The 22,561-nt window shown below is 73.4% G+C and carries 18 protein-coding genes; 9 read left to right on the top strand and 9 right to left on the bottom strand.

The window, feature by feature from the left end:
- The first annotated feature begins 147 nt into the window (after nucleotides 1–147).
- From hemE to F3L20_RS12360, 5 genes are all read left to right on the top strand, one after another.
- Nucleotides 148–1,215 (top strand): uroporphyrinogen decarboxylase, encoded by a 1,068-nt coding sequence (hemE, locus tag F3L20_RS12340; protein ID WP_150154344.1) that lies wholly within the window; start codon nucleotides 148–150, stop codon nucleotides 1,213–1,215.
- 306 nt (nucleotides 1,216–1,521) lie between these two features.
- Nucleotides 1,522–2,811: an ABC transporter substrate-binding protein gene (locus F3L20_RS12345; RefSeq protein WP_150154346.1), complete on the top strand. Its 1,290-nt coding sequence runs from the start codon at nucleotides 1,522–1,524 to the stop codon at nucleotides 2,809–2,811.
- A gap of 10 nt (nucleotides 2,812–2,821) precedes the next feature.
- Nucleotides 2,822–3,844: a carbohydrate ABC transporter permease gene (locus F3L20_RS12350; RefSeq protein WP_150154347.1), complete on the top strand. Its 1,023-nt coding sequence runs from the start codon at nucleotides 2,822–2,824 to the stop codon at nucleotides 3,842–3,844.
- Nucleotides 3,844–4,740 (top strand): carbohydrate ABC transporter permease, encoded by an 897-nt coding sequence (locus tag F3L20_RS12355; RefSeq protein WP_150154348.1) that lies wholly within the window; start codon nucleotides 3,844–3,846, stop codon nucleotides 4,738–4,740. Before F3L20_RS12350 ends, F3L20_RS12355 begins: the two co-directional genes overlap by 1 nt.
- A 35-nt stretch (nucleotides 4,741–4,775) precedes the next feature.
- Nucleotides 4,776–6,473, top strand: a complete 1,698-nt coding sequence (locus F3L20_RS12360; RefSeq protein ID WP_150154349.1) for a CocE/NonD family hydrolase — start codon at nucleotides 4,776–4,778, stop codon at nucleotides 6,471–6,473.
- A 15-nt stretch (nucleotides 6,474–6,488) separates the two neighbouring features.
- Here F3L20_RS12360 and F3L20_RS12365 read toward each other — a convergent pair whose 3' ends face one another.
- The 3 genes from F3L20_RS12365 to F3L20_RS12375 all read right to left on the bottom strand — a co-directional run bounded on the left by F3L20_RS12365 (nucleotide 6,489) and on the right by F3L20_RS12375 (nucleotide 10,030).
- A complete protein-coding gene (locus F3L20_RS12365; protein ID WP_150154350.1) occupies nucleotides 6,489–7,544 on the bottom strand; it encodes a LacI family DNA-binding transcriptional regulator in 1,056 nt (351 codons plus the stop codon).
- Nucleotides 7,545–7,622: 78 nt separating this feature from the next.
- The gene (locus F3L20_RS12370; protein WP_150154351.1) at nucleotides 7,623–9,158 is read right to left on the bottom strand and encodes a glycoside hydrolase family 43 protein; all 1,536 of its coding nucleotides are present in this window, start codon (nucleotides 9,156–9,158) and stop codon (nucleotides 7,623–7,625) included.
- Between the two features lie 47 nt (nucleotides 9,159–9,205).
- Nucleotides 9,206–10,030, bottom strand: a complete 825-nt coding sequence (locus F3L20_RS12375; RefSeq protein WP_150154352.1) for a rhomboid family intramembrane serine protease — start codon at nucleotides 10,028–10,030, stop codon at nucleotides 9,206–9,208.
- 133 nt (nucleotides 10,031–10,163) lie between these two features.
- Between F3L20_RS12375 and F3L20_RS12380 the strand changes: the two genes are divergently transcribed.
- Entirely contained in the window at nucleotides 10,164–10,517 is a 354-nt protein-coding gene (locus tag F3L20_RS12380; RefSeq protein ID WP_150154353.1) for a hypothetical protein, read from the top strand.
- A gap of 85 nt (nucleotides 10,518–10,602) precedes the next feature.
- On the opposite strand, the gene F3L20_RS12385 is transcribed toward F3L20_RS12380, so the two are convergent.
- Nucleotides 10,603–12,000: an FAD-dependent oxidoreductase gene (locus F3L20_RS12385; protein ID WP_150154355.1), complete on the bottom strand. Its 1,398-nt coding sequence runs from the start codon at nucleotides 11,998–12,000 to the stop codon at nucleotides 10,603–10,605.
- A gap of 37 nt (nucleotides 12,001–12,037) precedes the next feature.
- Entirely contained in the window at nucleotides 12,038–13,033 is a 996-nt protein-coding gene (locus F3L20_RS12390; RefSeq protein ID WP_150154357.1) for a DUF4349 domain-containing protein, read from the bottom strand.
- Between the two features lie 158 nt (nucleotides 13,034–13,191).
- Between F3L20_RS12390 and hemG the strand changes: the two genes are divergently transcribed.
- Together hemG and hemQ are read left to right on the top strand one after the other, a co-directional pair.
- Nucleotides 13,192–14,649, top strand: a complete 1,458-nt coding sequence (hemG, locus tag F3L20_RS12395) for a protoporphyrinogen oxidase (protein ID WP_150154359.1) — start codon at nucleotides 13,192–13,194, stop codon at nucleotides 14,647–14,649.
- Between the two features lie 5 nt (nucleotides 14,650–14,654).
- Nucleotides 14,655–15,386 carry a hydrogen peroxide-dependent heme synthase gene (hemQ, locus tag F3L20_RS12400; protein WP_150154360.1) on the top strand — a complete coding sequence of 244 codons (732 nt, stop codon included), beginning with the start codon at nucleotides 14,655–14,657 and terminating at the stop codon, nucleotides 15,384–15,386.
- Between the two features lie 13 nt (nucleotides 15,387–15,399).
- Here the strand turns inward: hemQ and F3L20_RS12405 are convergent, their stop codons facing one another.
- Nucleotides 15,400–17,013, bottom strand: coding sequence for an alpha/beta hydrolase (locus tag F3L20_RS12405; protein WP_150154362.1), 1,614 nt, complete (start codon nucleotides 17,011–17,013; stop codon nucleotides 15,400–15,402).
- Between the two features lie 123 nt (nucleotides 17,014–17,136).
- Nucleotides 17,137–17,916 (bottom strand): TIGR04222 domain-containing membrane protein, encoded by a 780-nt coding sequence (locus tag F3L20_RS12410; protein WP_150154364.1) that lies wholly within the window; start codon nucleotides 17,914–17,916, stop codon nucleotides 17,137–17,139.
- 179 nt (nucleotides 17,917–18,095) lie between these two features.
- Here F3L20_RS12410 and F3L20_RS12415 point away from each other — a divergent pair, with 179 nt between their 5' ends.
- Nucleotides 18,096–18,524, top strand: coding sequence for a hypothetical protein (locus F3L20_RS12415; protein WP_150154366.1), 429 nt, complete (start codon nucleotides 18,096–18,098; stop codon nucleotides 18,522–18,524).
- Between the two features lie 50 nt (nucleotides 18,525–18,574).
- Here the strand turns inward: F3L20_RS12415 and F3L20_RS12420 are convergent, their stop codons facing one another.
- Entirely contained in the window at nucleotides 18,575–19,891 is a 1,317-nt protein-coding gene (locus F3L20_RS12420) for a DUF692 domain-containing protein (protein WP_431193190.1), read from the bottom strand.
- Between the two features lie 578 nt (nucleotides 19,892–20,469).
- Entirely contained in the window at nucleotides 20,470–22,530 is a 2,061-nt protein-coding gene (locus tag F3L20_RS12425) for a neutral/alkaline ceramidase (RefSeq protein WP_150154370.1), read from the bottom strand.
- Nucleotides 22,531–22,561: the final 31 nt, after the last annotated feature.

Consider the following 22,561-nt stretch of genomic DNA (forward strand, 5'->3'; position numbering starts at 1 on the left):
CACCCGTGCCGTCCGGGGGTGTCCGGATCACGCCGCACCCCCGCCGCGCGCCCGCTCTCCGGGGGACCGCCGGTCGCGGCGAGTGACCCGGGCCACCCGGGACGCCCGGCGGCCGGACCCCGTTCCCGACATGCGAGACTGGCCGATGTGAGCGCCAACGTGAGCCCGACGGGCAGCCAGCCGACTTCGACGTACGACAGTGCCTTCCTCAAGGCGTGCCGGCGTGAGCCGGTGCCGCACACCCCGGTGTGGTTCATGCGGCAGGCCGGGCGCTCCCTGCCGGAGTACCGCAAGGTGCGCGAGGGCATCGGCATGCTCGACTCGTGCATGCGCCCCGATCTGGTCACCGAGATCACGCTGCAGCCGGTGCGCCGCCACCAGGTCGACGCGGCCATCTACTTCAGCGACATCGTCGTCCCCCTCAAGGCCATCGGCATCGACCTCGACATCAAGCCGGGCGTCGGCCCGGTCGTCGAGCAGCCGGTGCGCACCCGCGCCGACCTCGACCGGCTGCGCGACCTGGCTCCCGAGGACGTCCCGTACGTCACCGAGGCGATCGGGATGCTGACCCGGGAGCTGGGGTCCACCCCGCTGATCGGTTTCGCGGGCGCCCCCTTCACCCTCGCCAGCTATCTCGTCGAGGGCGGCCCGTCCCGCACCTACGAGAACGCCAAGGCGATGATGTACGGCGACCCGGAGCTGTGGGCCGACCTGCTCGACCGGCTCGCGGAGATCACCTCCGCCTTCCTGAAGGTGCAGATCGAGGCCGGTGCCTCGGCCGTCCAGCTCTTCGACTCCTGGGCCGGCGCCCTGGCCCCCGCCGACTACCGCCACTCGGTGCTGCCCGCCTCGGCGAAGGTGTTCGACGCGGTGGCCTCCTACGGGGTGCCGCGCATCCACTTCGGCGTCGGCACCGGCGAGCTGCTCGGGCTGATGGGCGAGGCCGGTGCGGACGTCGTGGGCGTCGACTGGCGCGTCCCGATGGACGAGGCCGCCCGTCGTGTCGGCCCCGGCAAGGCGCTGCAGGGCAACCTCGACCCGACCGTGCTCTTCGCCGGCCGCGAGGCCGTGGAGACCAAGGCGCGGGAGGTGCTGGACTCGGCGGCCGGCCTGGAGGGTCACGTCTTCAACCTCGGCCACGGCGTCATGCCGGCCACCGACCCGGACGCCCTGACGCGCCTCGTGGAGTACGTCCACACGGCCACCGCCCGCTGACCGTATACGGCGGCCCACGGGCCGTCGGCCGAGCCGGTGCCGCGCGCTGAGCGCGCGGCACCGGCTTTTCGCGTGCTGCCGGGTGTGCGTATCGGGCGCCGCTCCTGAGTTCCTGGTGGCCTCTTCGCGTGTTCGTCATTTCGAACAATGGTCGCTATGTCGGTAACGATTGCGCAACTTGCGAAAACTCGTTGTTGCCCCGCGTTCATTTTCGGCGATAGACCTGCTCCTACTTCGCGGATGGCCCATTAGTTTGCGCAAACTAATAAGTAGTTGGATCACTGACGACAGATCAGGAGCTCCACGATGACGAGGATGACCCGCAGCGCGACGGCTGCCGCGATCGGCCTGTGCCTCGCACTCGCCACCGCCGGCTGCGCCGGTGGCGAGGACGACGGCGCGTCCGGCGGCGGCAAGGGCACGGTGACCCTCTGGACGAACGCGATGGAGGGACGCGGCCTGGTCTTCTGGCAGAACGCCGCGAAGGAGTACAAGGCGCAGCACCCCGACGTCACGATCAAGATCCAGACGGTGCAGAACGAGGACCTCGACGGCAAGCTGCAGAACGCGCTCAACTCGGGCTCCGCGCCGGACATCTTCCTGCAGCGCGGCGGCGGCAAGATGCAGGCCATGGTGGAGGCCGGCCAGATCCAGGCACTGGAACTGACCGACGCCGACCGGGAGAACGTGGGCGAGGCGGCGCTCGAGGGCGTCTCGATCGACGGCAAGGTCTACGCGATACCGATGGACACCCAGCCCGAGGGCATCTACTACAGCAAGGACCTGTTCAAGAAGGCCGGCATCACCGCGCCGCCGACGACGACGGACGAACTCGAGGACGCCGTCGCGAAGCTGAAGGCGATCAACGTCGCGCCGATCGCGGTCGGCGCCAAGGACGCCTGGCCGGCCGCGCACTGGTACTACAACTTCGCCCTGCGGGAATGCAGTCAGGAGACGATGCAGGAGGCGGCCAAGTCGCTCACCTTCGAGGACCCCTGCTGGACCAAGGCGGGTGAGGACCTCGCCGACCTCCTGGAGAGCGACCCCTTCCAGAAGGGGTTCCTCACGGCGACGTCCCAGCAGGGAGCCGGGTCCTCGGCGGGCCTCATCGCCAACCACAAGGCGGGCATGGAGCTCATGGGCAACTGGAACCCCGGGGTGATCGCCGACCTGACCCCGGACAAGAAGCCGCTCCCCGACCTCGGCTGGTTCCCCTTTCCCGCCGTCTCCGGCGGCAAGGGCGAACCGACCGCCATCATGGGCGGCGCCGGCGGCTACTCCCTCTCGAAGAACGCGCCGAAGGAGGCCCTGGACTTCCTCCGGTTCACCGTGACCAAGGAGCAGCAGGAGGCGTACGCCGAGGCCTTCGACACCATCCCGGTGAACAAGGCGGCCCAGGGCGTCGTCACCGAGCCCTACAACATCTCCGCGCTCCAGGCTTTCAACAAGGCCGCCTACTCGATGCAGTTCCTCGACACCGTGTACGGCCAAAACGTCGGCAACGCCATGAACAACGCCGTCGTGAACCTGCTGGCCGGCAAGGGGACCGCCGCCGACATCGTCAAGGACGTCAAGGCCGCGGCGGAGAAGGGCTGATCGGGCGGACATGAGCGACACCCTGGGCACCGACACGGCCGACGGCCGCACGCTGCGGGGCTCGACCGGAGCCGGGGGCGCGGACCCGTCCGTCCCCCCGGCTCCGCCGCGAGCGGCTGCGCGCCGACGGGGCCGGGGCAGGACGCGACTGGAGATCGCCGTCCTGTCCGCCCCGGCGGTCATCACGTTCCTGGCGTTCGTGATCTTCCCGGTCGCGCTCGCCGCGTACTACGGCTTCTACCAGTGGAAGGGCTACGGAGAGCCCACCGACTGGGTCGGCCTGAACAACTACAAGCTGATCCTCACCGACTCCGCGTTCCACGACGTGCTGTGGCACAACGGCCTGATCCTGGTGCTCTCCCTGGCCATCCAGGGGCCGCTGGCGATCGGTGTCGCCCTGCTGCTCAACCAGCGGATCCGCGGCCGCTCCGCCATCCGCGTGCTGATCTTCGTGCCCTACATCATCTCCGAGGTCATCGTCGGCACCGGCTGGAGCCTGATGCTGCAGAGCAACGGGGCCGTCAACGACCTGCTGCGCTCGATCGGCCTGGGCTCCCTGGAGGCCGACTGGATCGCCGACCCGGACCTGGCCATCTGGACGCTGATGGCCATCATCACGTGGAAGTACATCGGCTTCGCCGTGATCCTGATGCTCGCCGGTCTCCAGTCGATCCCGGACGAGATCTTCGAGGCCGCGCAGATCGACGGCGCCTCCTACTGGCAGATCCAGCGCCGCATCACGCTGCCGCTGCTCGGACCGACGATCCGCATCTGGGCCTTCCTGTCGATCATCGGCTCGCTGCAGCTGTTCGACCTCGTCTACATCATCTGGGGCCAGTACGTCTCCGGCACCGCCGGGACCTCGACCATGGCGATCTACCTGCTCGCCCAGGGCCGCAACGCGGGCAACTACGGCTACGGCAGCGCCGTCGCCGTCGTGATGTTCGTGATCTCGCTCGCCGTCGCGCTGCTCTACCAGCGTTTCGTCCTGCGCCGCGACCTCAGGGGCGCCGTCACCGAAGGGACCGTGTGATGAGCGCGACGACCACCACCCCCCGCCGCCCGTCCCTCGATCCTCGGCCGAAGCGCTCCGCCGGCCGCGGCGACAGCCCGCAGAAGTGGGGCAGCCCCGTCACCTACTTCGTCGCGCTGCTCTTCGTCGGCGTGTGCGTCGCGCCGGTGGTCTACATCGTGATCGGCGGCTTCCGCACCAACGCGCAGATCACCACCGAGCCGGCCGCCCTGCCGAGCCCCTGGGTGACGGGCAACTACCTCGGCATCCTCAAGTCGTCCGTCTTCTGGGGCGAGTTCGCCAACTCCCTCATCGTGGCGCTCGCCAGCACCGTGGGCATCGTCGCGCTCGGTCTGATGGTCAGCTTCGTGATCGCGCGCTACGACTTCCGGCTCAAAGGCGCCCTGTACTCCCTGTTCGCCGCGGGCCTGATGTTCCCGATGGTCATCGCGATCACCCCGCTGTACCTCGTCATCAGGGACCTCGGCCTCGTCGACAACCTGCTCGGCGTGATCGTCCCGCAGATCGCCTTCGGCCTGCCGACGACCGTCATCATCCTGGTGCCGTTCCTGCGGGCCATCCCGAACGAGATCGAGGAGGCCGCCGCGATCGACGGCATGAGCCGGCTGGGGTTCTTCTTCCGCATGGCCGTCCCGCTGTCGCTGCCCGGCGTGGTCACCGTCGGCATCCTGGGCTTCGTCGGCAGCTGGAACAACTACCTCCTGCCCCTGTACGTCCTCAACTCGCAGGCCAACTTCACCCTGCCGCTCGGCGTCCAGGTGTTCTCCTCGCAGTACTCGACGGACACCGCGAAGGTGCTCGCCTTCACCTCGCTCGCCATGCTGCCCGCGCTGGTCTTCTTCTCGGTCTTCCAGAAGCGCATCGTCGGCGGCCTCACCGGCGCGGTGAAGGGCTGACCGCGGTGGCGAGGCGACGTGAGGTGACCTGCGCGATGCGCGACGGGACACGGCTGCGGACCCTGCTGCTGCTCCCGCACGGGAGCGGGCCGTGGCCGGCCCTGCTGACCCGTCACCCCTACGACGTGAGCGCCGAGGAACCCGGGGTGCTGGACGTCGGACGTCTCGTCGCCGCGGGTTACCTCGTCGCGCTCCAGGACGTACGGGGCCGCTTCGGCTCCGAGGGGGACTTCGACCCCGGCGGGCAGGAGGTGGCCGACGGCGCCGACGCCGTGGCCTGGCTCGCGGCACGGCCCGAGTGCGACGGCACCGTGGGGATGTGGGGAGCGTCGTACGCCTCCGACACCCAGTTCGCCGCCCTGCTGGGCGGCGCCCCGGCGCTGCGGGCGATCGCCCCCGCCATGACGCCGGCGGTGTCGGCGCTCGACGGTTTCCGGTTCCGCGGCGGGGCGCCGGAGATCGGCAGCACGCTCGCCTGGACGCACTACGCCATCGCCCCGGACATGATCGACCGCCTCGGCTCCGCCGCCGCCCGGGAGGCGGAGCGGGAACGCTGGGAGGCGACCGAACGCGCGCTCACCACCGGCGAGGCGTTCCGCGCCGGTGCCCTGAGCCCCGGGCGGGACGTCGAGGCGATCGTCGGGTGGGGACTGGACCTGCTGCGGGAGCCCCTCGGGTCGCCGCGGCACCGCGAGGGGAAGGTCGTCGACCGGACCGACGCGGTCGACGTCCCGGTGTTCCTGACCGGCGGGTGGTTCGACGTCTTCCTCGGACCGACCTTGGAGATCTACCGGCGGCTGCTGCGCCGCGCGCGGGACACCGGCGGGCCGCCGGCGCCCCGTCTGCTGGTGGGCCCCTGGACGCACGACGACCTGTCCGGCCGGGCCGCCGGTGCGGACTTCGGACCGGGCGCGTCCGCCGACGAGCCCGGTGGCGACGGCGACCTCACGGCGCACCACGTGCGGTGGTTCGACACCGTCCTGCGCCGGGACGTCACGCACGCCGAGGACGGCCCGCCGGTGCGGGTGTTCCTGATGGGCGCGAACCGGTGGGTCGACCTGGACGTGTTCCCGCCGCGTGACACCCGGCCGCTCGCGCTGTACCTGAACGCCGGCGGGACGCTCGGGACCAAGCCGGGTGCGAGCGCCGAACGACGGCTGAACAGCGATCCCGGGTCCCCGGTCCCGACGTGCGGCGGCGCGGTCCTTCTCTTCGGGCCGTTCGTGGCGGGGCCCGCCGACCAGTCGGCGGTCGAGGCGCGGCAGGACGTCGTCTCCTGGCGCACCGAGCCGCTGGACGAGGCTCTCACGGTGATGGGCGCGGTCCACGCCGTCGTGCACCTGGTGACCACGGGGACGGACGCGGACGTGGTGGTCCGGCTGTGCGACGAGCACCCGGACGGCACCAGCCGCGTTGTCGCCGACGGGATGCAGCGGGGGTCGGCGCGGTCCGTCGACCCGGTGACCGGAGCGGGTGAGAGGCGTCCGCTCGTTCCGGGCCGGGCGCAGGAGTTCGTCGTGGACCTCTGGTCGACGGCGCACACGTTCCTGCCCGGCCACCGGGTGCGCGTCGACATCGCCCCGAGCTCGTCACCCCGCTGGGACGTCGGCGGCAACACCTTCGCTCCGGCCGGCCAGGCCCCGCCGCCCGTCGCGGCCGAGTACACGATCCTTCAGGGCACCGTCCGTCCGAGCCGCCTCGTCCTGCGGACCGTCACGTCCCCACCGGAGTGAGGACGGGCGTCCGCCTCACCGGCGGGACGCGGTCCCGGGGGCGGGTCCGGTGGAGGCGCGCAGGACCAGCTCGGTCGCCAGCTTCATACGGGCGGCGGGCCGGGAGCCGCCGTCCTCGCCGCGGGCGAGCTCCGTCAGCAGCCTGACCGCCGCCGCGCCCAGCTCCGTGCTGGGCTGTCTGACGGTGGTCAGCCCGGGGGTGATGTACTGCGCCTCGGGCAGGTCGTCGAAGCCGACGACACTGATGTCCTCGGGCACCCGCAGGCCACGGGCGCCCAGTGCGTCGTAGACGCCGAGAGCCATGGAATCGGCGCAGGCGAAGATACCGGTGATCCCCGGATCCGCGTCGAGCAGCGTGTGGGTGGCGGTCGTCGCCTTGGCGCGGTTCCAGCCGCCGTGGGCCACCGACACCGTGGCGGTGCCGGAGGACGCCGTGTCGGCCACCCCGCGGAAACCGTCGACGCGGGCCCGGCTGAAGAGATGGCGGGCGTGCCCCGCGACCACCCCCAGCCGCTCGTGGCCCAGGGAGAGCAGGTGTTCGGCGGCCATGCGGCCGCCCTCCCAGTTCGCCACGCCGACACTGGACACACCCGACGGGGGAGTGGTCATCGGGTCGACCAGCACCACGGGGACGCCCGCCGCGAAGAGCGCGCCGAACTGCGCCGACGCCGGATCGACCAGCGTCCCGACGACCCCCAGGGTGCGCCTCCTCAGCAGCCGCGACACCCAGTCGCTCTGCGGATCGGCGAGCGTCAGGACCACGTCGAGTCCCGCTGCCGCCGCCTCCCGCCCGACCCCCGCGATGAGGAGGTTCGCCCACGAACCCTCGAAGTGGGTGACCACCAGGTCCAGGACGTTGGACCAGCCGTTCTCGTCGCGCACGGCCTCGTTCTTGGAGCCGGCCCGGCGGATGTAACCGACGGCCCGTACGGCTTCCATGACCCGCGCGCGGGTCTCCGCCGAGACGTCCGTCCCGCCGCGCAGCACCTTCGAGACGGTCGGCACGCTGGTACCGGCGGTTTTCGCGACCAGGGACAGGGTGGGGCGCGTTCCGGCTGGTCGGGGTGGCATGGGGGACAGGTTAGCCCAACCGTGCGGGCGCCCACCGGGAGCGGGAGCCGGGCCTTCGGCGGACGGGCCGGCCCTTCCTCACACGGCGGACGACGGGACGTACTCGAACCAGTCGAAGGCGACCGAGCCCTCGGTGGCGTACATGCCGATGACACGGCCGGTGAAGCCGCAGGCGACCTCGGTGGACAGGTAGCGCCCGTCCAGTTCGGCGAGCGGCCGGGCGTCCGGGGCGCCGGGGTCGCCCAGCCAGAAGGCGAGGGTGTCGGGGCCCGTGGTCCCGCCGTCGGTGAGGTGGGGCGACGCGGGCACGAGGTCCGACGTCCGGACCGTCACGGTGAGGGACAGCGGCCCCGCGGGGACCGGCCGGCGGGCCACGGTCTGGCGCAGCGGCCCGATCCGGGCGACGACCCGGACCTCCCCGTCCCCGGCCTCCAGCTCGTAGTGGTGGGCCTCGTCCAGCCGTACGCAGAGACCGCCGCGTCCCGTGCCCGGGTCCAGCAGGGCGGTGACCCGGCAGTCGTGGTGCTGCTGGCGGCGGCCGACGAAGGTGTACCCGGGGCTGTCGAGGGTGGGTCCGGTGGCGTCGAGGACCAGCCACCCGGGGCGGTCCGTGAGCGACCAGCAGCTCTCCGGGCGGGCGAACGGCGAGACCCAGTACGGCGCGAGAGCGGTGCCGGTGAAGTCGTCACGGGCGGGCGGGACCGGAACGGGATGCCAGGCACCGCCCGGCGCCGGGTGGCGCTCGGGGACGGGCGCGACGACGGGCCAGCCGTCCGCGTCCCACTCCACCGGGGTCAGGAACGTCTCGCGGCCGAGCACGTGCACGTCGGGCGTGAAGCCGCGGGGGCGGACGCCGAGCAGCACCATCCACCAGCTGCCGTCGGGAGCCTCCACCAGATCGGCATGGCCGGTGTTCTGGACGGGGCGCGCGGTGCCGGCGTGGGACAGCAGCGGGTTGCCGGGCGCGGCCTCCCACGGGCCGCGCGGGGAGCGGGCGCGGGCCACGGACACGGCGTGGCCGCGCTCGGTGCCGCCCTCGGCGATCAGCAGGTACCACCAGCCGCCGACGCGGTACAGGTGCGGCGCCTCGGGGTACTTGAGCCCGCTGCCGGACCAGGTGGGGACGGGCCCCTCCAGCACCTTGCCCCCGGCCGGGTCGATCCTGGCGATGTTGATGCCGCCCGCGGGGCCGGAGAAGGCGCACCAGCAGGTGCCGTCCTCCTCCCAGGCCAGGTCCGGGTCGATCCCGTCCAGGGCGAGCCACACCGGGTCGCTCCACGGCCCCTCGGGCCGCTCGGCCCAGACGACGAAGTTGCCGCCGCCGTCGACGTTGGTGTTGACGACCCAGAAGCGGCCGTCGTGGTGACGGATCGTCGGCGCGTACAGACCTCCGGACGCCTTGGCGCCGGGCAGGGGAAGCGGCAGTTGCCCGGGCCGGTCGAGCACGTTGCCGATCTGCTCCCAGTGCACGAGGTCCCTGCTGTGGAAGAGCGGCAGCCCGGGGACGTACTCGAAGCTGGAGCACACCAGGTAGTAGTCGTCGCCGACCCGGCACACGCTCGGGTCGGGGTGGAACCCGCTGATCACCGGGTTGTCGTACAGGTGCTCGGACATCGTCTCCCTCTTCGGGCCAGGCCGCCGAAAGGGGAGTCTAGGCGCCCCTACCAGCCCGTCCGCGCCCTTCGGCCGAAGAGGATGCCGCGTGGTTCGGGCGGCGGCGGAGTGCCCGCTTTGAGGGGCCAGGCCAGCAGCATGCCGACGACGAAGCCGACGACGTGCGCCGCGTACGCCACCGTGCCCGCGTCGGTGACGCCCTGCCCGCCCGAGTACACCGCCTGGAGCACGAACCACAGGCCCAGCACGATCCACGCGGGCAGCCGCAGCGGCAGGAAGATGAGGAACGGCACCAGCACCCACACCCGTGCCCTCGGATACAGCACGAGATAGGCGCCCAGCACACCAGCGATCGCCCCCGAGGCCCCGATCAGCGGCTCGCCCGAACCCGCGTTCAGCAGCGCGAAACCGTAGGCGGCCGCGTAGCCGCACACCAGGTAGAACAGCAGGAAACGGACGTGCCCCATGCGGTCCTCGATGTTGTTGCCGAAGATCCACAGGAAGAGCATGTTGCCCAGCAGGTGCAGCCAGCCGCCGTGCAGGAACATCGCCGTCAGCACGCTCAGCTCCGGCGACTTGTCGTAGCCGGGCGGCCCGATCACGCACCCCGGTCCCCGCGGACCCACGCCGGTGGCGCCGGTCGGCACCAGGTTCGGCAGGTGGTGGTGGATCAGCTCCCTCGGCACCACGGCCCACCGGTCCAGGAACGCCTGAAGGTGGCACAGCTCCGCCAGGCTGCCGCCGCCCCCGGTCAGGGAGCCCACGACACCGGGCGTGAGGGCCACGAAGACGACGACGTTGGCGACGATGAGCGCGTACGTCACCCAGGGGGTGCGGCGCGCGGGGTTCACGTCATGAACGGGGATGACCACATCCCACTGGTGCCCGGACGGCCGCCGGTGAATCCGTGGACCCCCTGAACGCCGCCCGTACGCCGTGCGTATGACTCACCAACCGCCCGCGGCGCGGGGAAGTGGCCGCGGGGCCGACGTGAGGACACAGGCGATGAACGACCGAGTGACCGCCATGCAGGCGCTGCCCGACGGCGAGGCCGAGCTCACCCTCGTGGTGCGCCTCCCCTGGGAGGACGTCGCCCGGCTCGGCCAGGAGGCGGGGCGGCTCGCCACGCAGATGCAGCGGCCGGTGACGCTGGACGAGGCGGTGAGCCGCCGCCTGCGGTCCGCGCGGGCCGCCGCCGCGCACGCCAAACCCGCGGGGGAGCAGCCGCCCGCCGTGCCCCCCTCCTCGGTCCCGTCGGCCGCGTCCGTGTCGTCGAGCGCCTCGGTGTCCTCCCTGCCGTCCCGGCCGCCGGGGGAGCAGGCACGCCAGGCGATCGAGCGGATCAACGGGACGGCGTGAGCGACGCGGCGTCACTGTGTGCGGGGCGCCCGCGGCGTCGACGGTGAGCACGGCGTGAGCGGCGCCCGGTGGACGCGGGGCACGCTCACCGGGCGCCCCTGAGGCGCGTCGCCGCCTTGCGGGCCGCCACCTGGACGGGGTCCCACACCGGGGAGAACGGCGGGGCGTACCCGAGGTCCAGCGCCGCCACCTGGTCCACCGTCATGCCGGCCGTCAGGGCCACCGCCGCGATGTCCACCCGCTTGCCCGCGCCCTCACGGCCGACGATCTGCACGCCCAGCAGCCGGCCGGTGCGCAGTTCGGCCAGCATCTTCACCGTCATGGGCGAGGCGTCCGGGTAGTAGCCCGCCCGGCTGGTCGACTCGATGGTCACCGTCTCGAAGCGCAGGCCCACACGGTGGGCGTCCTTCTCCCGCAGCCCGGTGCGCGCGATCTCCAGGTCGCACACCTTGCTGACCGCCGTGCCGACCACGCCCGGGAAGGTGGCGTACCCGCCGCCCACGTTCGCGCCGATGATCTGGCCGTGCTTGTTGGCGTGGGTGCCGAGCGGGATGTGCCGCTGCTGCCCGGAGACCAGGTCCAGCACCTCCACGCAGTCACCGCCCGCCCACACGTTCTCCTGCCCGCGCACCCGCAGGGAACGGTCGGTGAGCAGCCCGCCGTGGTCCCCGAGAGGCAGTCCGGCCGCCCGCGCCAGAGCCGTCTCCGGCCGTACGCCGATGCCCAGGACGACCACGTCGGCCGGATACTCGGCGTCCGCGGTGGCGACCGCCCGCACCCGGCCGTCGTCACCGGTCGGCAGCCCGGTCACCTCGGCCTCGTTCACCATGGTGATGCCCATGCCGGCCATGGCCTCGTGCACCAGCCGGCCCATGTCGGGGTCGAGCGTCGCCATGGGTTCCCGGCCCCGGTTGACGACCGTCACCTCGTAGCCGCGGTTGATCATCGCCTCGGCCATCTCCACGCCGATGTACCCCGCCCCCACGACCACCGCGCGGCGCCCGCCGGTCCGGGCCAGCGTGTCGAGCAGCGCCTGCCCGTCGTCCAGGGTCTGCACCCCGTGCACCCCCGGCGCGTCGATGCCGGGCAGCTCCGGACGGACCGGCCGCGCGCCGGTGGCGATCACCAGCTTGTCGTACGACGTCCACGCCTCCGTCCCGGACTCCAGGTCCCGTGAGCGGACCCGCCCCCGGTCCAGGTCGATCTCGGTGACCTCGGTACGCAGCCGCACGTCGATGTCCCGCGCGCGGTGCTCCTCGGGGGTGCGCGCGATCAGCCGGTCCCGGTCCTCGACGTCGCCGCCCACCCAGTAGGGGATGCCGCAGGCGGAGTAGGAGGTGAAGTGGCCGCGTTCGAACGCCACGATCTCCAGCTCGTCCGGGCCCTTCATCCGCCGGGCCTGCGACGCCGCGGACATGCCCGCGGCGTCACCGCCGATCACGACCAGGCGTTCCCTCGCTCCGTGCGCAGCGCTCGTGTCCATGCGGACCACGCTACGGGGGCGGGACCGGAGCGGTCCCTCAGGCCTCGCCCTCCCCGCCCCCGGGGGCGCGTCCCGGCACCGGCGGAGCCACGGGCAGCGACCCCGGACCACCCGACGCGGGCACCGGATCCGGCCGGCGCGGCAGCCGGGGGCGTACCAGCGTGCGCCACACCAGGACGACCAGCGCCGCCACCGCCGCGAACGGCAGGACCGCGCCGAGCGCCAGGGCCAGCCAGCGCAGCAGCGTCAGGAAGACGTCCCAGCCGCCCGCGAGCGCGTCCAGGAAACCCGGGTCGTCGTCCTTCGCCTCCTCCTTCACCAGGGTCTCGGTCAGCGTCAGGGTGATGGTGGCGAGGCTCGTACGGTCCTTCAGCGCCGCCTGCTGGGCGAGCAGCGACTCCAGGTCCGCCTGACGGCTGCTCAGTTCGCCCTCCAGGGTCACCACGTCGCTGAGCCGGGTGGCCTGGTCCATCAGCTCGCGGATACGCGCCACGCTGGCCCGCTGCGTGCTGATCCGGCTCTCCACGTCGACCACCTGGCCGGTGACGTCCTGCGCCTTCGCGCTGCGCTCGACGAGGGTGCCCGTGCCCTCCAGACCGGTCAGCACCTCCTCGTACGCGTCGGCCGGGACGCGCAGCACCACACGGGTGTGCTCGTGGCCCACCGCGTCCCGGCGGGTGGTCTCGTCGCCCACGTGACCGCCGGCGTCCGTGGCCGCCGCGCGGGCTTCGTCCAGCGCCTTCGGGACGTCCTTGACCCGCACCGTCAGGGAGGCGGTGCGGATGACGTGCTCCGCCGCCACCCGCGGGGCGGACGCCGCGGCCCGGTTCGCCGTGCCGCCCGGCGCGCCCTCCTTGGCGGACTCCGCCGCCGCGTCCCCGGCCGCCTCGTCCGCCATCACACCCTTGTCGGCCTTGCTGTCGGACGAGGCCCCGCCGTCGGTGGCGGCGCTGCACCCGGTGACCGCGAGGGCCGCCGCCAGCAGGGCTCCGGCCAGGGCGGGGCCGGTTCGTACGGATCGTCGTGTGCGCATGCGGGAGTCCCCCTCGTGTCGTCATGGCTGACGCTCCTGAGACGCCGGAAGAGGGGCGGGCGTTCGGGCCGGACGGTCGCGATGGGGTCACGGTCGGGACTCGGCGGGGCCACACGGCCCTGGCGGACCGGCGTGCGGCATTTGAGAAGGTGGGAGGCATGAGCGGAACACACAGGGACGGCGGGCGGCACGCCGTCGTCGTCGGAGCGGGCATCGCCGGGCTGGCCGCCGCGCACCGGCTGCTGGAGCACGGGGCGCGGGTCACCGTGCTGGAGGCCTCGGAGCGGGTCGGCGGCAAGCTGTTGCCCGGCGAGATCGCGGGCGCCCGCGTCGACCTCGGGGCGGAGTCGCTGCTGGCCCGGCGCCCTGAGGCGGTCGGCCTCGCCCGCGCCGTGGGGCTGTCCGACCGGCTGCGGCCGCCCGCCACCGCCACGGCCGCGCTGTGGACCCGCGGCGCTCTGCGCCCCATGCCGAAGGGGCACGTCATGGGCGTCCCCGGCACCGCCGCCGCCCTCGCCGGCGTGCTGTCCGACGAGGGCGTCGCCCGCATCGGGCGCGACACCGCCCTCCCCCCGACCGAGATCGGCGACGACGTGGCGATCGGCGCGTACGTCGCCGAGCGTCTCGGCCGGGAGGTCGTCGACCGTCTCGTCGAGCCCCTGCTCGGCGGCGTGTACGCGGGTGACGCCTACCGCATCTCCATGCGTTCGGCCGTCCCGGCGCTCTTCGACGCGGCCCGCGTCCACCCCTCCCTGACCGAAGCGGTCCGCGCCGTCCAGGCGAAGACCGCCGCCGCCCAGCAGGCCGGCCCCGTCTTCATGGGCGTCGCGGGCGGCGTGGGGTCCCTCCCGCTCGCGGTCGCCGACTCCCTGCGCTCCCGGGGCGCCCGCATCCTCACCGCCACCCCGGTCACCGAACTGCGCCGCGAACCCGAGGACGGCTGGCGGCTCGTGGCCGGCGACGAGGTGCTGCACGCCGACGCGGTCGTGGTCGCCGTGCCCGCCCCGGCCGCCGCCGCACTGCTGCGCACCGAGGCGCCCGGCGCCGCCGCCGAGCTGTCCGCCGTCGAGTACGCCTCGATGGCGCTGATCACCCTGGCCTACCGCCGCGCCGAGGCCCGGCTGCCCGAGGGCAGCGGGTTCCTGGTGCCGCCCGTGGAGGGACGCACCATCAAGGCCTCCACCTTCGCCTCCCACAAGTGGGGCTGGGTCGCCGAGGAGAACCCGGACCTGGCCGTCGTCCGCACCTCCGTGGGCCGCCACGGCGAGACGGAGATCCTGCACCGCGACGACGACGACCTGGTCGAGCTCTCCCGGCACGACCTGAAGGCCGCCACCGGCCTGGACGCCGCCCCGGTCGCCACCCGCGTCACCCGCTGGGACGACGGCCTGCCCCAGTACCCGGTCGGCCACCACGCGCGCGTGGCCCGCGTCCGCGCACACCTCGCGGGCCTGTCCGGGCTGGCCGTGTGCGGCGCCGCGTACGACGGCGTCGGCGTCCCGGCGTGCATCGCGAGCGCGTATGCCGCCGCCGACCAGATCAGCGGTGACCTGCGCGCGGTGCAGGAGCTCACCGCCCACCCGGTGCAAAGCCTTCACGGAGGAGCAGGAGAATGAGGGACATGAGTGACGACGCCACCACCCCCGCGCCCGACCGGATCCCCAACAAGGGCAAGCTGGCCAAGGACCTCAACGAGGTCATCCGCTACACCCTCTGGTCCGTCTTCAAGCTGAAGGACGTCCTCCCGGAGGACCGCGCCGGTTACGCCGACGAGGTCCAGGAGCTGTTCGACCAGCTCGCCGCCAAGGACGTCACCGTCCGCGGCACCTACGACCTGTCGGGCCTGCGCGCGGACGCCGACCTCATGATCTGGTGGCACGCCGAGACCGCCGACCAGCTCCAGGAGGCCTACAACCTCTTCCGCCGCACCCGTCTGGGCCGCGCGCTCGAGCCGGTCTGGTCGAACATGGCGCTGCACCGCCCCGCCGAGTTCAACCGCTCGCACATCCCGGCGTTCCTCGCCGACGAGACCCCCCGCGACTACGTGAGCGTCTACCCGTTCGTGCGCTCCTACGACTGGTACCTGCTGCCGGACGAGGACCGCCGCCGGATGCTCGCGGACCACGGCAAGATGGCCCGCGGCTACCCGGACGTGCGCGCCAACACCGTCGCCTCGTTCTCTCTCGGCGACTACGAGTGGATCCTCGCCTTCGAGGCCGACGAACTGCACCGCATCGTCGACCTGATGCGCCACCTGCGCGGCTCCGAGGCCCGCATGCACGTCCGCGAGGAGGTCCCGTTCTACACGGGCCGCCGCAAGGACGTCGCGGACCTGGTCGCGGGCCTGGCCTGACGCCCGCCCGGCCTCAGGCCGCGGGGGCGGGCGTCACGGGTGCCGTCGGAGCGGGTGCTGCCGGAGTGGGTGCAGGGTGCGGTGCGCAGGAGGCGCGCCGGCCCGGCACCCGGCCGTCCAGCAGATACGCCGTCAGGTGCTCGTTGACGCAGGCGTTGGCCCCGCCCGCGAGGCCGTGGCTGCCGGCGTCCCGTTCCGTCACCAGCGTGGACCCGGCCAGCCTGCGGTGCAGTTCCAGGGCGCCGTCGTACGGGGTGGCCGCGTCCCGCTCGGCCGCAAGGATCAGCGTCGGCGGCAGCGCGCCCTGTCCGGCGCGCACGTCCAGCGGCCGCTGCCGGGGCGCGGGCCAGTAGGCGCAGGGCAGATTGGTCCACACGTTGTCCCAGGTCTCGAATGGCGCCCGGCGCGCCAGCCGGGTGTTGTCCCGGTCCCACACCGCGAAGTCCGTCGGCCAGGGTGCGTCGTTGCACTCCACGGCGAGGTAGACCGCGCGCGTGTTCTCGGCCTCCGCCGCCGCCTCCGGATGCTCCTCGGCCTGCTCGACCAGCGGCCCGGGGTCGCCCTTCAGGTACGCCGACAGGGCGTGCGCGCGCTGCGGCCAGTAGTCGTCGTAGTAGCCGGCCCTGAGCATGGCCGTGTGCAGCTGCGCCGGGCCGACCTTGCCGCCCGCCGGCCGCGTCGCCAGCCGGGCCCGCACCCGGTCGTAGCTGTCCTGCACCTCCTGCGCGGTGCCGCCCAGCCCGTACACGTCGTGGTGTTCGGCGGCCCAGGCCCGGAAGTCGGCCCAGCGGTCCTCGAACGCCGCCGACTGGGCCAGGTTGTTGCGGTACCAGATCCGCTCCGGGGCCGGGTTCACCGCCGAGTCGAACACCATCCGCCGGACGTGCGTGGGGAACAGCGTCGCGTACAGCGCCCCGATGTACGTGCCGTACGACGACCCGAGGAACGTCAGCCGGGTCTCGCCCAGCGCGGCGCGCAGCACGTCCAGGTCCCGGGCGTTGGCGAGCGAGGTGAAGTGGCGCAGGGTGTCGCCGGCCCGCTCGGCGCAGCCGCGCGCGTAGGCCGCGGCGCGGGCCGCGCGGTCGCGTTTGACCTCCGCCGGGGGATGGGCGGGAGCGGGCGCGGGGCCCTGGTGGAAGGTCTTCGGGTCGGTGCACGACAGCGGCGCGGACCGGCCCACCCCGCGCGGGGCGTAGCCGACCAGGTCGTAGGCCGCCGCGAGACGCTTCCACCCGGGGACGTGGCCGAGCATCGGGAAGTACATGCCGCTGGCGCCGGGCCCGCCCGGGTTGTGCACCAGGGAGCCCTGCCGGGGCACCGTGCGCCCGGTCCCGGGGTCCGTCCCGGTGGCCCGGGACCGGCTGACGGTGAGCCGGATCTGCTCGCCGTCCGGGCGGGCGTAGTCGAGCGGGACGCGCAAGGTGCCGCACTCCACGGTGGGCGGCAGGTCCTGCTCCTCGGCGCACGGGCCGAAGTCGATGCCCGCCCCGGCGGCGCGCGCGGCGGCGACGGCGGTGCCGCGCGCCTCACCGGTGACTGTCCGGGCACCGGCCGGCGCCGCGGCCAGGGGTGTGAGGAGCAAGGACCCTGCGGCCCCGGCGGCCAGGAGGACGGCGGCGGTTCTCATCGGTGATCCCTTCGGTGCGCTGCCGCGCCGGTGCGCTGCATCGACAAAAGGGATGTTTTCGGGCGGCGGGGGTGCGGGCAAGGACCGCTCACCGGGTGTCGGCCGCGGGTCGCCGGGCCCGGGTCACCACCCCGGGCGGGGCTCCCGGTGGGCGAAGGCCGCGCGCACCTGCGGTTCGCCCACCGCGTGCACCCCGCGCACCGCGACGGAGGTGAGGTAGGCGCGGTCGTCGTCGGTGTCACCGGCCGCCGCCCGGCACGCGGAGTCCAGCAGCCGCTGTCCGGCGGGGGAGGCCCAGCGAGAGGCGGGGTGCGCCTCGAACCGCGCTATGGCCAGGCAGCCCAGCGTGAACACCAGGGGCAGCGCGAACCACAGGGCGACCAGATGGCGCGGCATCCCCGACGGGACCGGCATGAGCAGCGCGACGGCCCCGAGCCCGGCCACGGCCGGCGCCGCGAGCCGCAGCCGGCGGACCGCCTCCCCGACGCTCCGACCGGCACCCTCGGGCACCGCGAGTCCGGCGCGGACCAGCCGGTCCGCCAGCGCGCGCACTGCCTCCGTGGCCGCCGCGGCCTTCCGCACCGGCGCTATGGGCGACTGCCCGTCCGGCCCGATCGCCCCGATCACCGTCCGCTCCATGTCGTCCCGCCCGCGCGGATCGACGACGGTGGCCCAGCCGGTGTGGGCCAGCAGCAGCCGCCGCTGACGGGCCATCGCGACGAGCGTGACGTCGGCCACCCGGGCGGGGCCGCCGGACAGGAACGCCGCCTCGTACAACGTCAGGCCGCGCCCCTCTCCCGCGCCGTCACCGGCCGCCGCGTCACGCACCGCGGCGAGACACAGCCGCAGACAGGAGATCCCGGCGATCGCCCAGGCCAGGAGCAGGAGAGGAACCCAGAACATGGGTTGTTTGTAAGGGACACGGTCGCGAGAACACCATGCCTTGTTCACCATGCGGACACGGTGTCGCGGGCGGGTGGCGATCCGCGGAGTCGTCCCATGACATTCTGGCGACGATCATCAGCGGGAGGGACGGCACGATGCGGGTCAAGGGAAGTCGGCGACGCCGATGGAGCTGGAGTGTGGCGGCGGCAGCCGTGGTGTTGGCGGCCGGCTGCTCGCCAGGCGGTGACTCCGGCGACCCCGTGACGGCCGCCGGTGAGAACGGGGTCGGCGCGCAGCCCACACCCACACCCTCACCCACACCCACGGTGTCCGCCTCCGCCAGCCCCGCCCCGCCCCTGAAGGACGGCACCGCCGTACTCGTCCGCTGCGCGGACATGGAGGACCCGTACGCGACCGTGGAGATCAGGAATCCCAACGCACGTGAGGCCCTGCTGGAGGTCAAGACCCACTTCGTCGACGCGTACGGCTCCCCCCTGCTGGACACCAGCAATCAGGTGGACGTCCCCGCGAAGGACAAGGTCACGTACCGGGTGCCCGCCAAGTTCCAGTACACCGACCGGATCGCGCACTGCGAGGTCGAACCAGTGGTACGTGCCGTCCGGTGACGTGGGGTTCGCCCGGGAGCCCGGGGACGAACACCCGGTGCGGACCCGCGTCAGCGTCGCAGCAGGGCGCGGCGGGTCGCGCGGGCCAGGCGGATGACCGGGCGGGCCGGGCGGGGCCTCGGGCCTGAGCGGTCGAGCCACCAGGCGCGCAGCTCGCGCCGCGCCCGCGTGTCCTCGGGCCGCCCGGTCAGCAGTAGTTCCTCGGCGAAGTCCATCGCGTCGCGCCGGTACCCGCCGGTCATCGGCCGCGTCTGCGCGTACGCGAGGAAGGCCGCCCGGTAGCCGTCGCCGAGGATCACCGGCAGCTCGGGCGCCACCTTGGCGACGACATCGGCCCGCTTGGCGGCCAGCGCCCGCGCCTGCACCCTCATCCGCGCCCGGTCGAACCCCTCGGGCACCGGCGTCCCCGCGGTCAGCGCGGACAGCACCGCGGTCTGCGCGAGCGCCAGCCGCTCCCGGGCCGGCGCGGTCCCGCCCTCGACGGCAACAACGTTCCGCGTCGGTGCGTACGCCGGGGCCGGGGTCTCCCGCCGCTTCCGCGCCCCCGCCTCCACCGCGCGCCCGATCGCGTCCAGTTCGCCCTTCAGCTCCGTCGGGGCCGGGAAGTTCTCGTCCCGCTCCAGCAGCACACCCGGCGGCGAGACGCGGGACGCGAGGTCGGTGAGGATGTCGAGCACCGGCCGCGGCACCGGGTGGGCGTGGCTGTCGTGCCACACGCCGTCCCGCTCGAGGCCGCCCGCGACATGGACGTACGCGATGGCCTCCAGGGGCAGTTCGGCGAGCGCCTCGGCCGGGTCCTCGCCGCGGTTGACGTGGTTGGTGTGCAGGTTGGCGACATCGATGAGCAGCCGTACGCCGGTGCGGTCGGCCAGCTCGTACAGGAACTGGCCCTCCGTCATCTCCTCGCCGGGCCAGGAGAACAGCGCGGCGATGTTCTCCACGGCGAGGGGCACCGGCAACGCGTCCTGCGCGATGCGGACGTTCTCGCAGAGCACGTCCAAAGCGTCACGGGTGCGCGGCACCGGCAGCAGGTGCCCGGCCTCGCTTCCGGGGGATGCGGTCAGCGGCCCGCCCGCCCGCACGAACGCGATGTGCTCGGTGACCAGGGGCGATCCGAGCGCCGTGGCCCGCTCGGCGAGGGCGGTCAGCCGCTGCTCGTCCGGCCGGTCCCCGCCGCCGAGGCCCAGCGAGACACCGTGCGGGACGACGGTCACCCCGCGCTCGCGCAACCGCAGCAGCGACTCGGGCAGGTGCCCGGGGCAGACGTTCTCGGCCACCGCCTCGACCCAGTCGATCCCCGGCATCGCCTCGACCGCGTCCGCGATCTCCGGCCGCCAGCCGATCCCCGTACCCAGTCGCACCGTCATCCCCGTCATCCCCGTCCCCTCCCTCACCCGGCGTACCGCCCGGCCCCCGGTTCCGCCCGCACGGGCGTGCCGGGGATATGACCCCGGGCTCCGCGCCCGAACCGTCCTCCGGCCGCCTTCAGAGGAACATTTGAGGTTCGGGGTGGTCCGTCGCAGCGGGCGTCGGAACCGCCGCCGGACGACGGCTTCGGGCGCCGCGACGGCGAACCCTCCCTCACGGTGAGGGCACCGACGGCCGCCCGTTTACCCCAGCGGGCACACGACGATTGCAGCGGCTCTCGCGCTCGCCATGGCCTCGTGGTGCGCGGGCGTGCGCGAGCGCTGGCTGCGGTACTCGGGGTACTGCTGACGGCCGGGGTGGCGCTGTGACACCCGCGAGCAGTGTCCGCGTGGCCGCGGGACGGCTCATGGAGCAGGAGGCCGGCGTCGGCCCGGGAAGAAGGCGTCTCCCCTGGGGCACGCTCGAACGCCCCCCTCCCGGGCCGTCCTGGCGTACCTCGCCGGAACTGGACCGGACGTGTCCGGCCGGTCGGGCGACGGCCGGGGATCCGGGCGTCGTGCGGCCGCCGGCCGCAGGTCTAACGCACCTGGAAGGCCGTCGACACGCCCGTGATCGGGGAGACCTTCCCGCCCAGGCTCTTCGCGTCGCCGTGGTAGACGACCCGGTAGGTGCCCGAGGGGGTCCCCTGGGGGACGTCCCAGGTGATCGTGACCTTGGACGCGGCGACGCCGTCGCGGGCCCACTGGAAGCGGGTCGTCCAGTCGCCGTCGTCGGCGACGGTGTGCCAGGCGCCGCCGGAGTCCCGGCGCTCGATCCGCAGGTAGGTGTCGCCGCGGTGCAGGTCGTTGCCGGGGTGGGCGCCCGCGAAGACCACCTCGACGCGCTCACCCGGACGGTAGGTCTCCCGCGGCCTCACCAGCACGTCACCGAACTTCCGGAACAGCGGCGGCGCGTCCAGGACCACCCCGGGCTGCAGCGCGAGCGCCTTGCCGGTCAGGTCCGGCGGCTCGGGGCCGAGGGGCAGGCTCGTGCCGTCGCGCAGGGAGACCGCCAGCTCGGCCGCGGTCTGCTGGAGCGCCGGGAGCTGCCAGCGGCCGAAGAGGGTGCTGCCGCCCTCGTACTGCTGGGCGTCGTACTCCTCGGGCGTCGTCACGTAGTGGAAGTACGCGTTGCTGTACCCGGCGACCAGGACGTCGTCGAGAGGGGCGCCGACGATCCCGGCGACCGTGCGCCGCAGCCGCAGACCCGCGCACACGGTGACCTCGCCGGGGATGCCGATCAGGTACAGGGCGCCGATGCGCACCAGCATCACCGGCACCCGTTCCTGCACCCACGGGTAGATCCGGTTCATCTCCCCGATCGGCACGAAGACGTCCTTCGGTGCCTGCGCCTGCTTCAGCTCCTGGGACACCGTGTAGATCAGGGAGTTGGAGATCGCGTCCCAGAACGGGTTCTCGCCCTCGTCGAACCCGGGGAAGGCCGGCCCGTCCTCCAGGCTTCCCGCCGCCATGGCCGCGCCGACGCACGGCTTGGACGTCCGGTGGGTCCGCCCGTCACCGGTGAATTCCGGGCGCACCGTGACGTCGGAGAGGTCGATGTACACCAGCCGGGAGTCGACCGGGCCCGCCAGCGGTGCGCCGGGCCCCTCCGCCTGGGCCGCGGCCGCCTCGTACTGCCGCAGCCCACTGGCCCGGGTCGACTCGAAGTCGGCGGGCGTCGTCGGCGGAACGAGGTCCAGGTTGGGGGACATGTCGCCGCTGTTGGTCTGGGCGAACGCCGAGACGAACGCCGGGGAGCCGTCGGCCAGATAGTCCACCCCGTGGACCTCGCGCTCCCAGTGGTACGCCGCGTAGCCCTTGTTGTCGGCGCTGATCAGGCGGTTGTCGCCGGACATGCTGGTGCCGTGCACCGGGAACCAGTTGACCGCCCCGACGGTACGGCCGTCCCGCTCCACCCGCAGCAGCGTGGTGAGGGGGTCGACGGCGTCGGGGAAGTGGTCGCGGTCGGTCTTCGGGTTGCGGTCGAAGGCGGTCCGTGAGCGGTTGACGCTGGCGCCGGTCAAGGTGCCGTGGCTCAGCAGCAGTTCGGAGGGGGCGAGGTCCTCGTGGGCGTTGCGCGCCGCCTCGAACAGGCCGTCCGCCACCGCCTCGAAGGTCGCCTTGTGGAAGCCGAACGTCGTGGTGTTGTACAGCAGATGGTGCGAGTATCCGCCGGGACCGGCGTGCGTGTGGGTGGCGGTGATCAGCACGTTCTGCTCGGTGTACAGGTCGCTGTACGCCTGCTTCAGCCGTCGCAGCACGGCCCGGTGCACGCTTTCGAAGATCATGGGGGAGTCGGCGACGATCAGCAGCACACGGCGGCCGCTCGCCTCCTCGACCACCACGAACGCCCGTGCCCGCAGCCGGGTGTGCAGACCCGCGGCCTGCTGGTCGAACCGGCCGTACCCCATCATGCCGACCTCGGCCACCTCACCGGTGGCGTCGGAGATGCCCCGGCCGACCAGGTAGCCGCCGCCTCCCGCGGCGGCGGCAGCGGCGCCCGGGGCGACCAGATGGGCGCCCGCCAGCCCGAGGCCGGTGACGGCACCGGCCTTCAGGACGGTCCGGCGGCTGCGCGACGGAGGACGTTTCGCGGTCATACGCTGCTCCTCAGGGTCGGTCGGCCCCCGG

Origin of the sequence: Streptomyces tendae (genome assembly GCF_008632955.1) — a bacterium.
GTDB lineage: Bacteria > Actinomycetota > Actinomycetes > Streptomycetales > Streptomycetaceae > Streptomyces.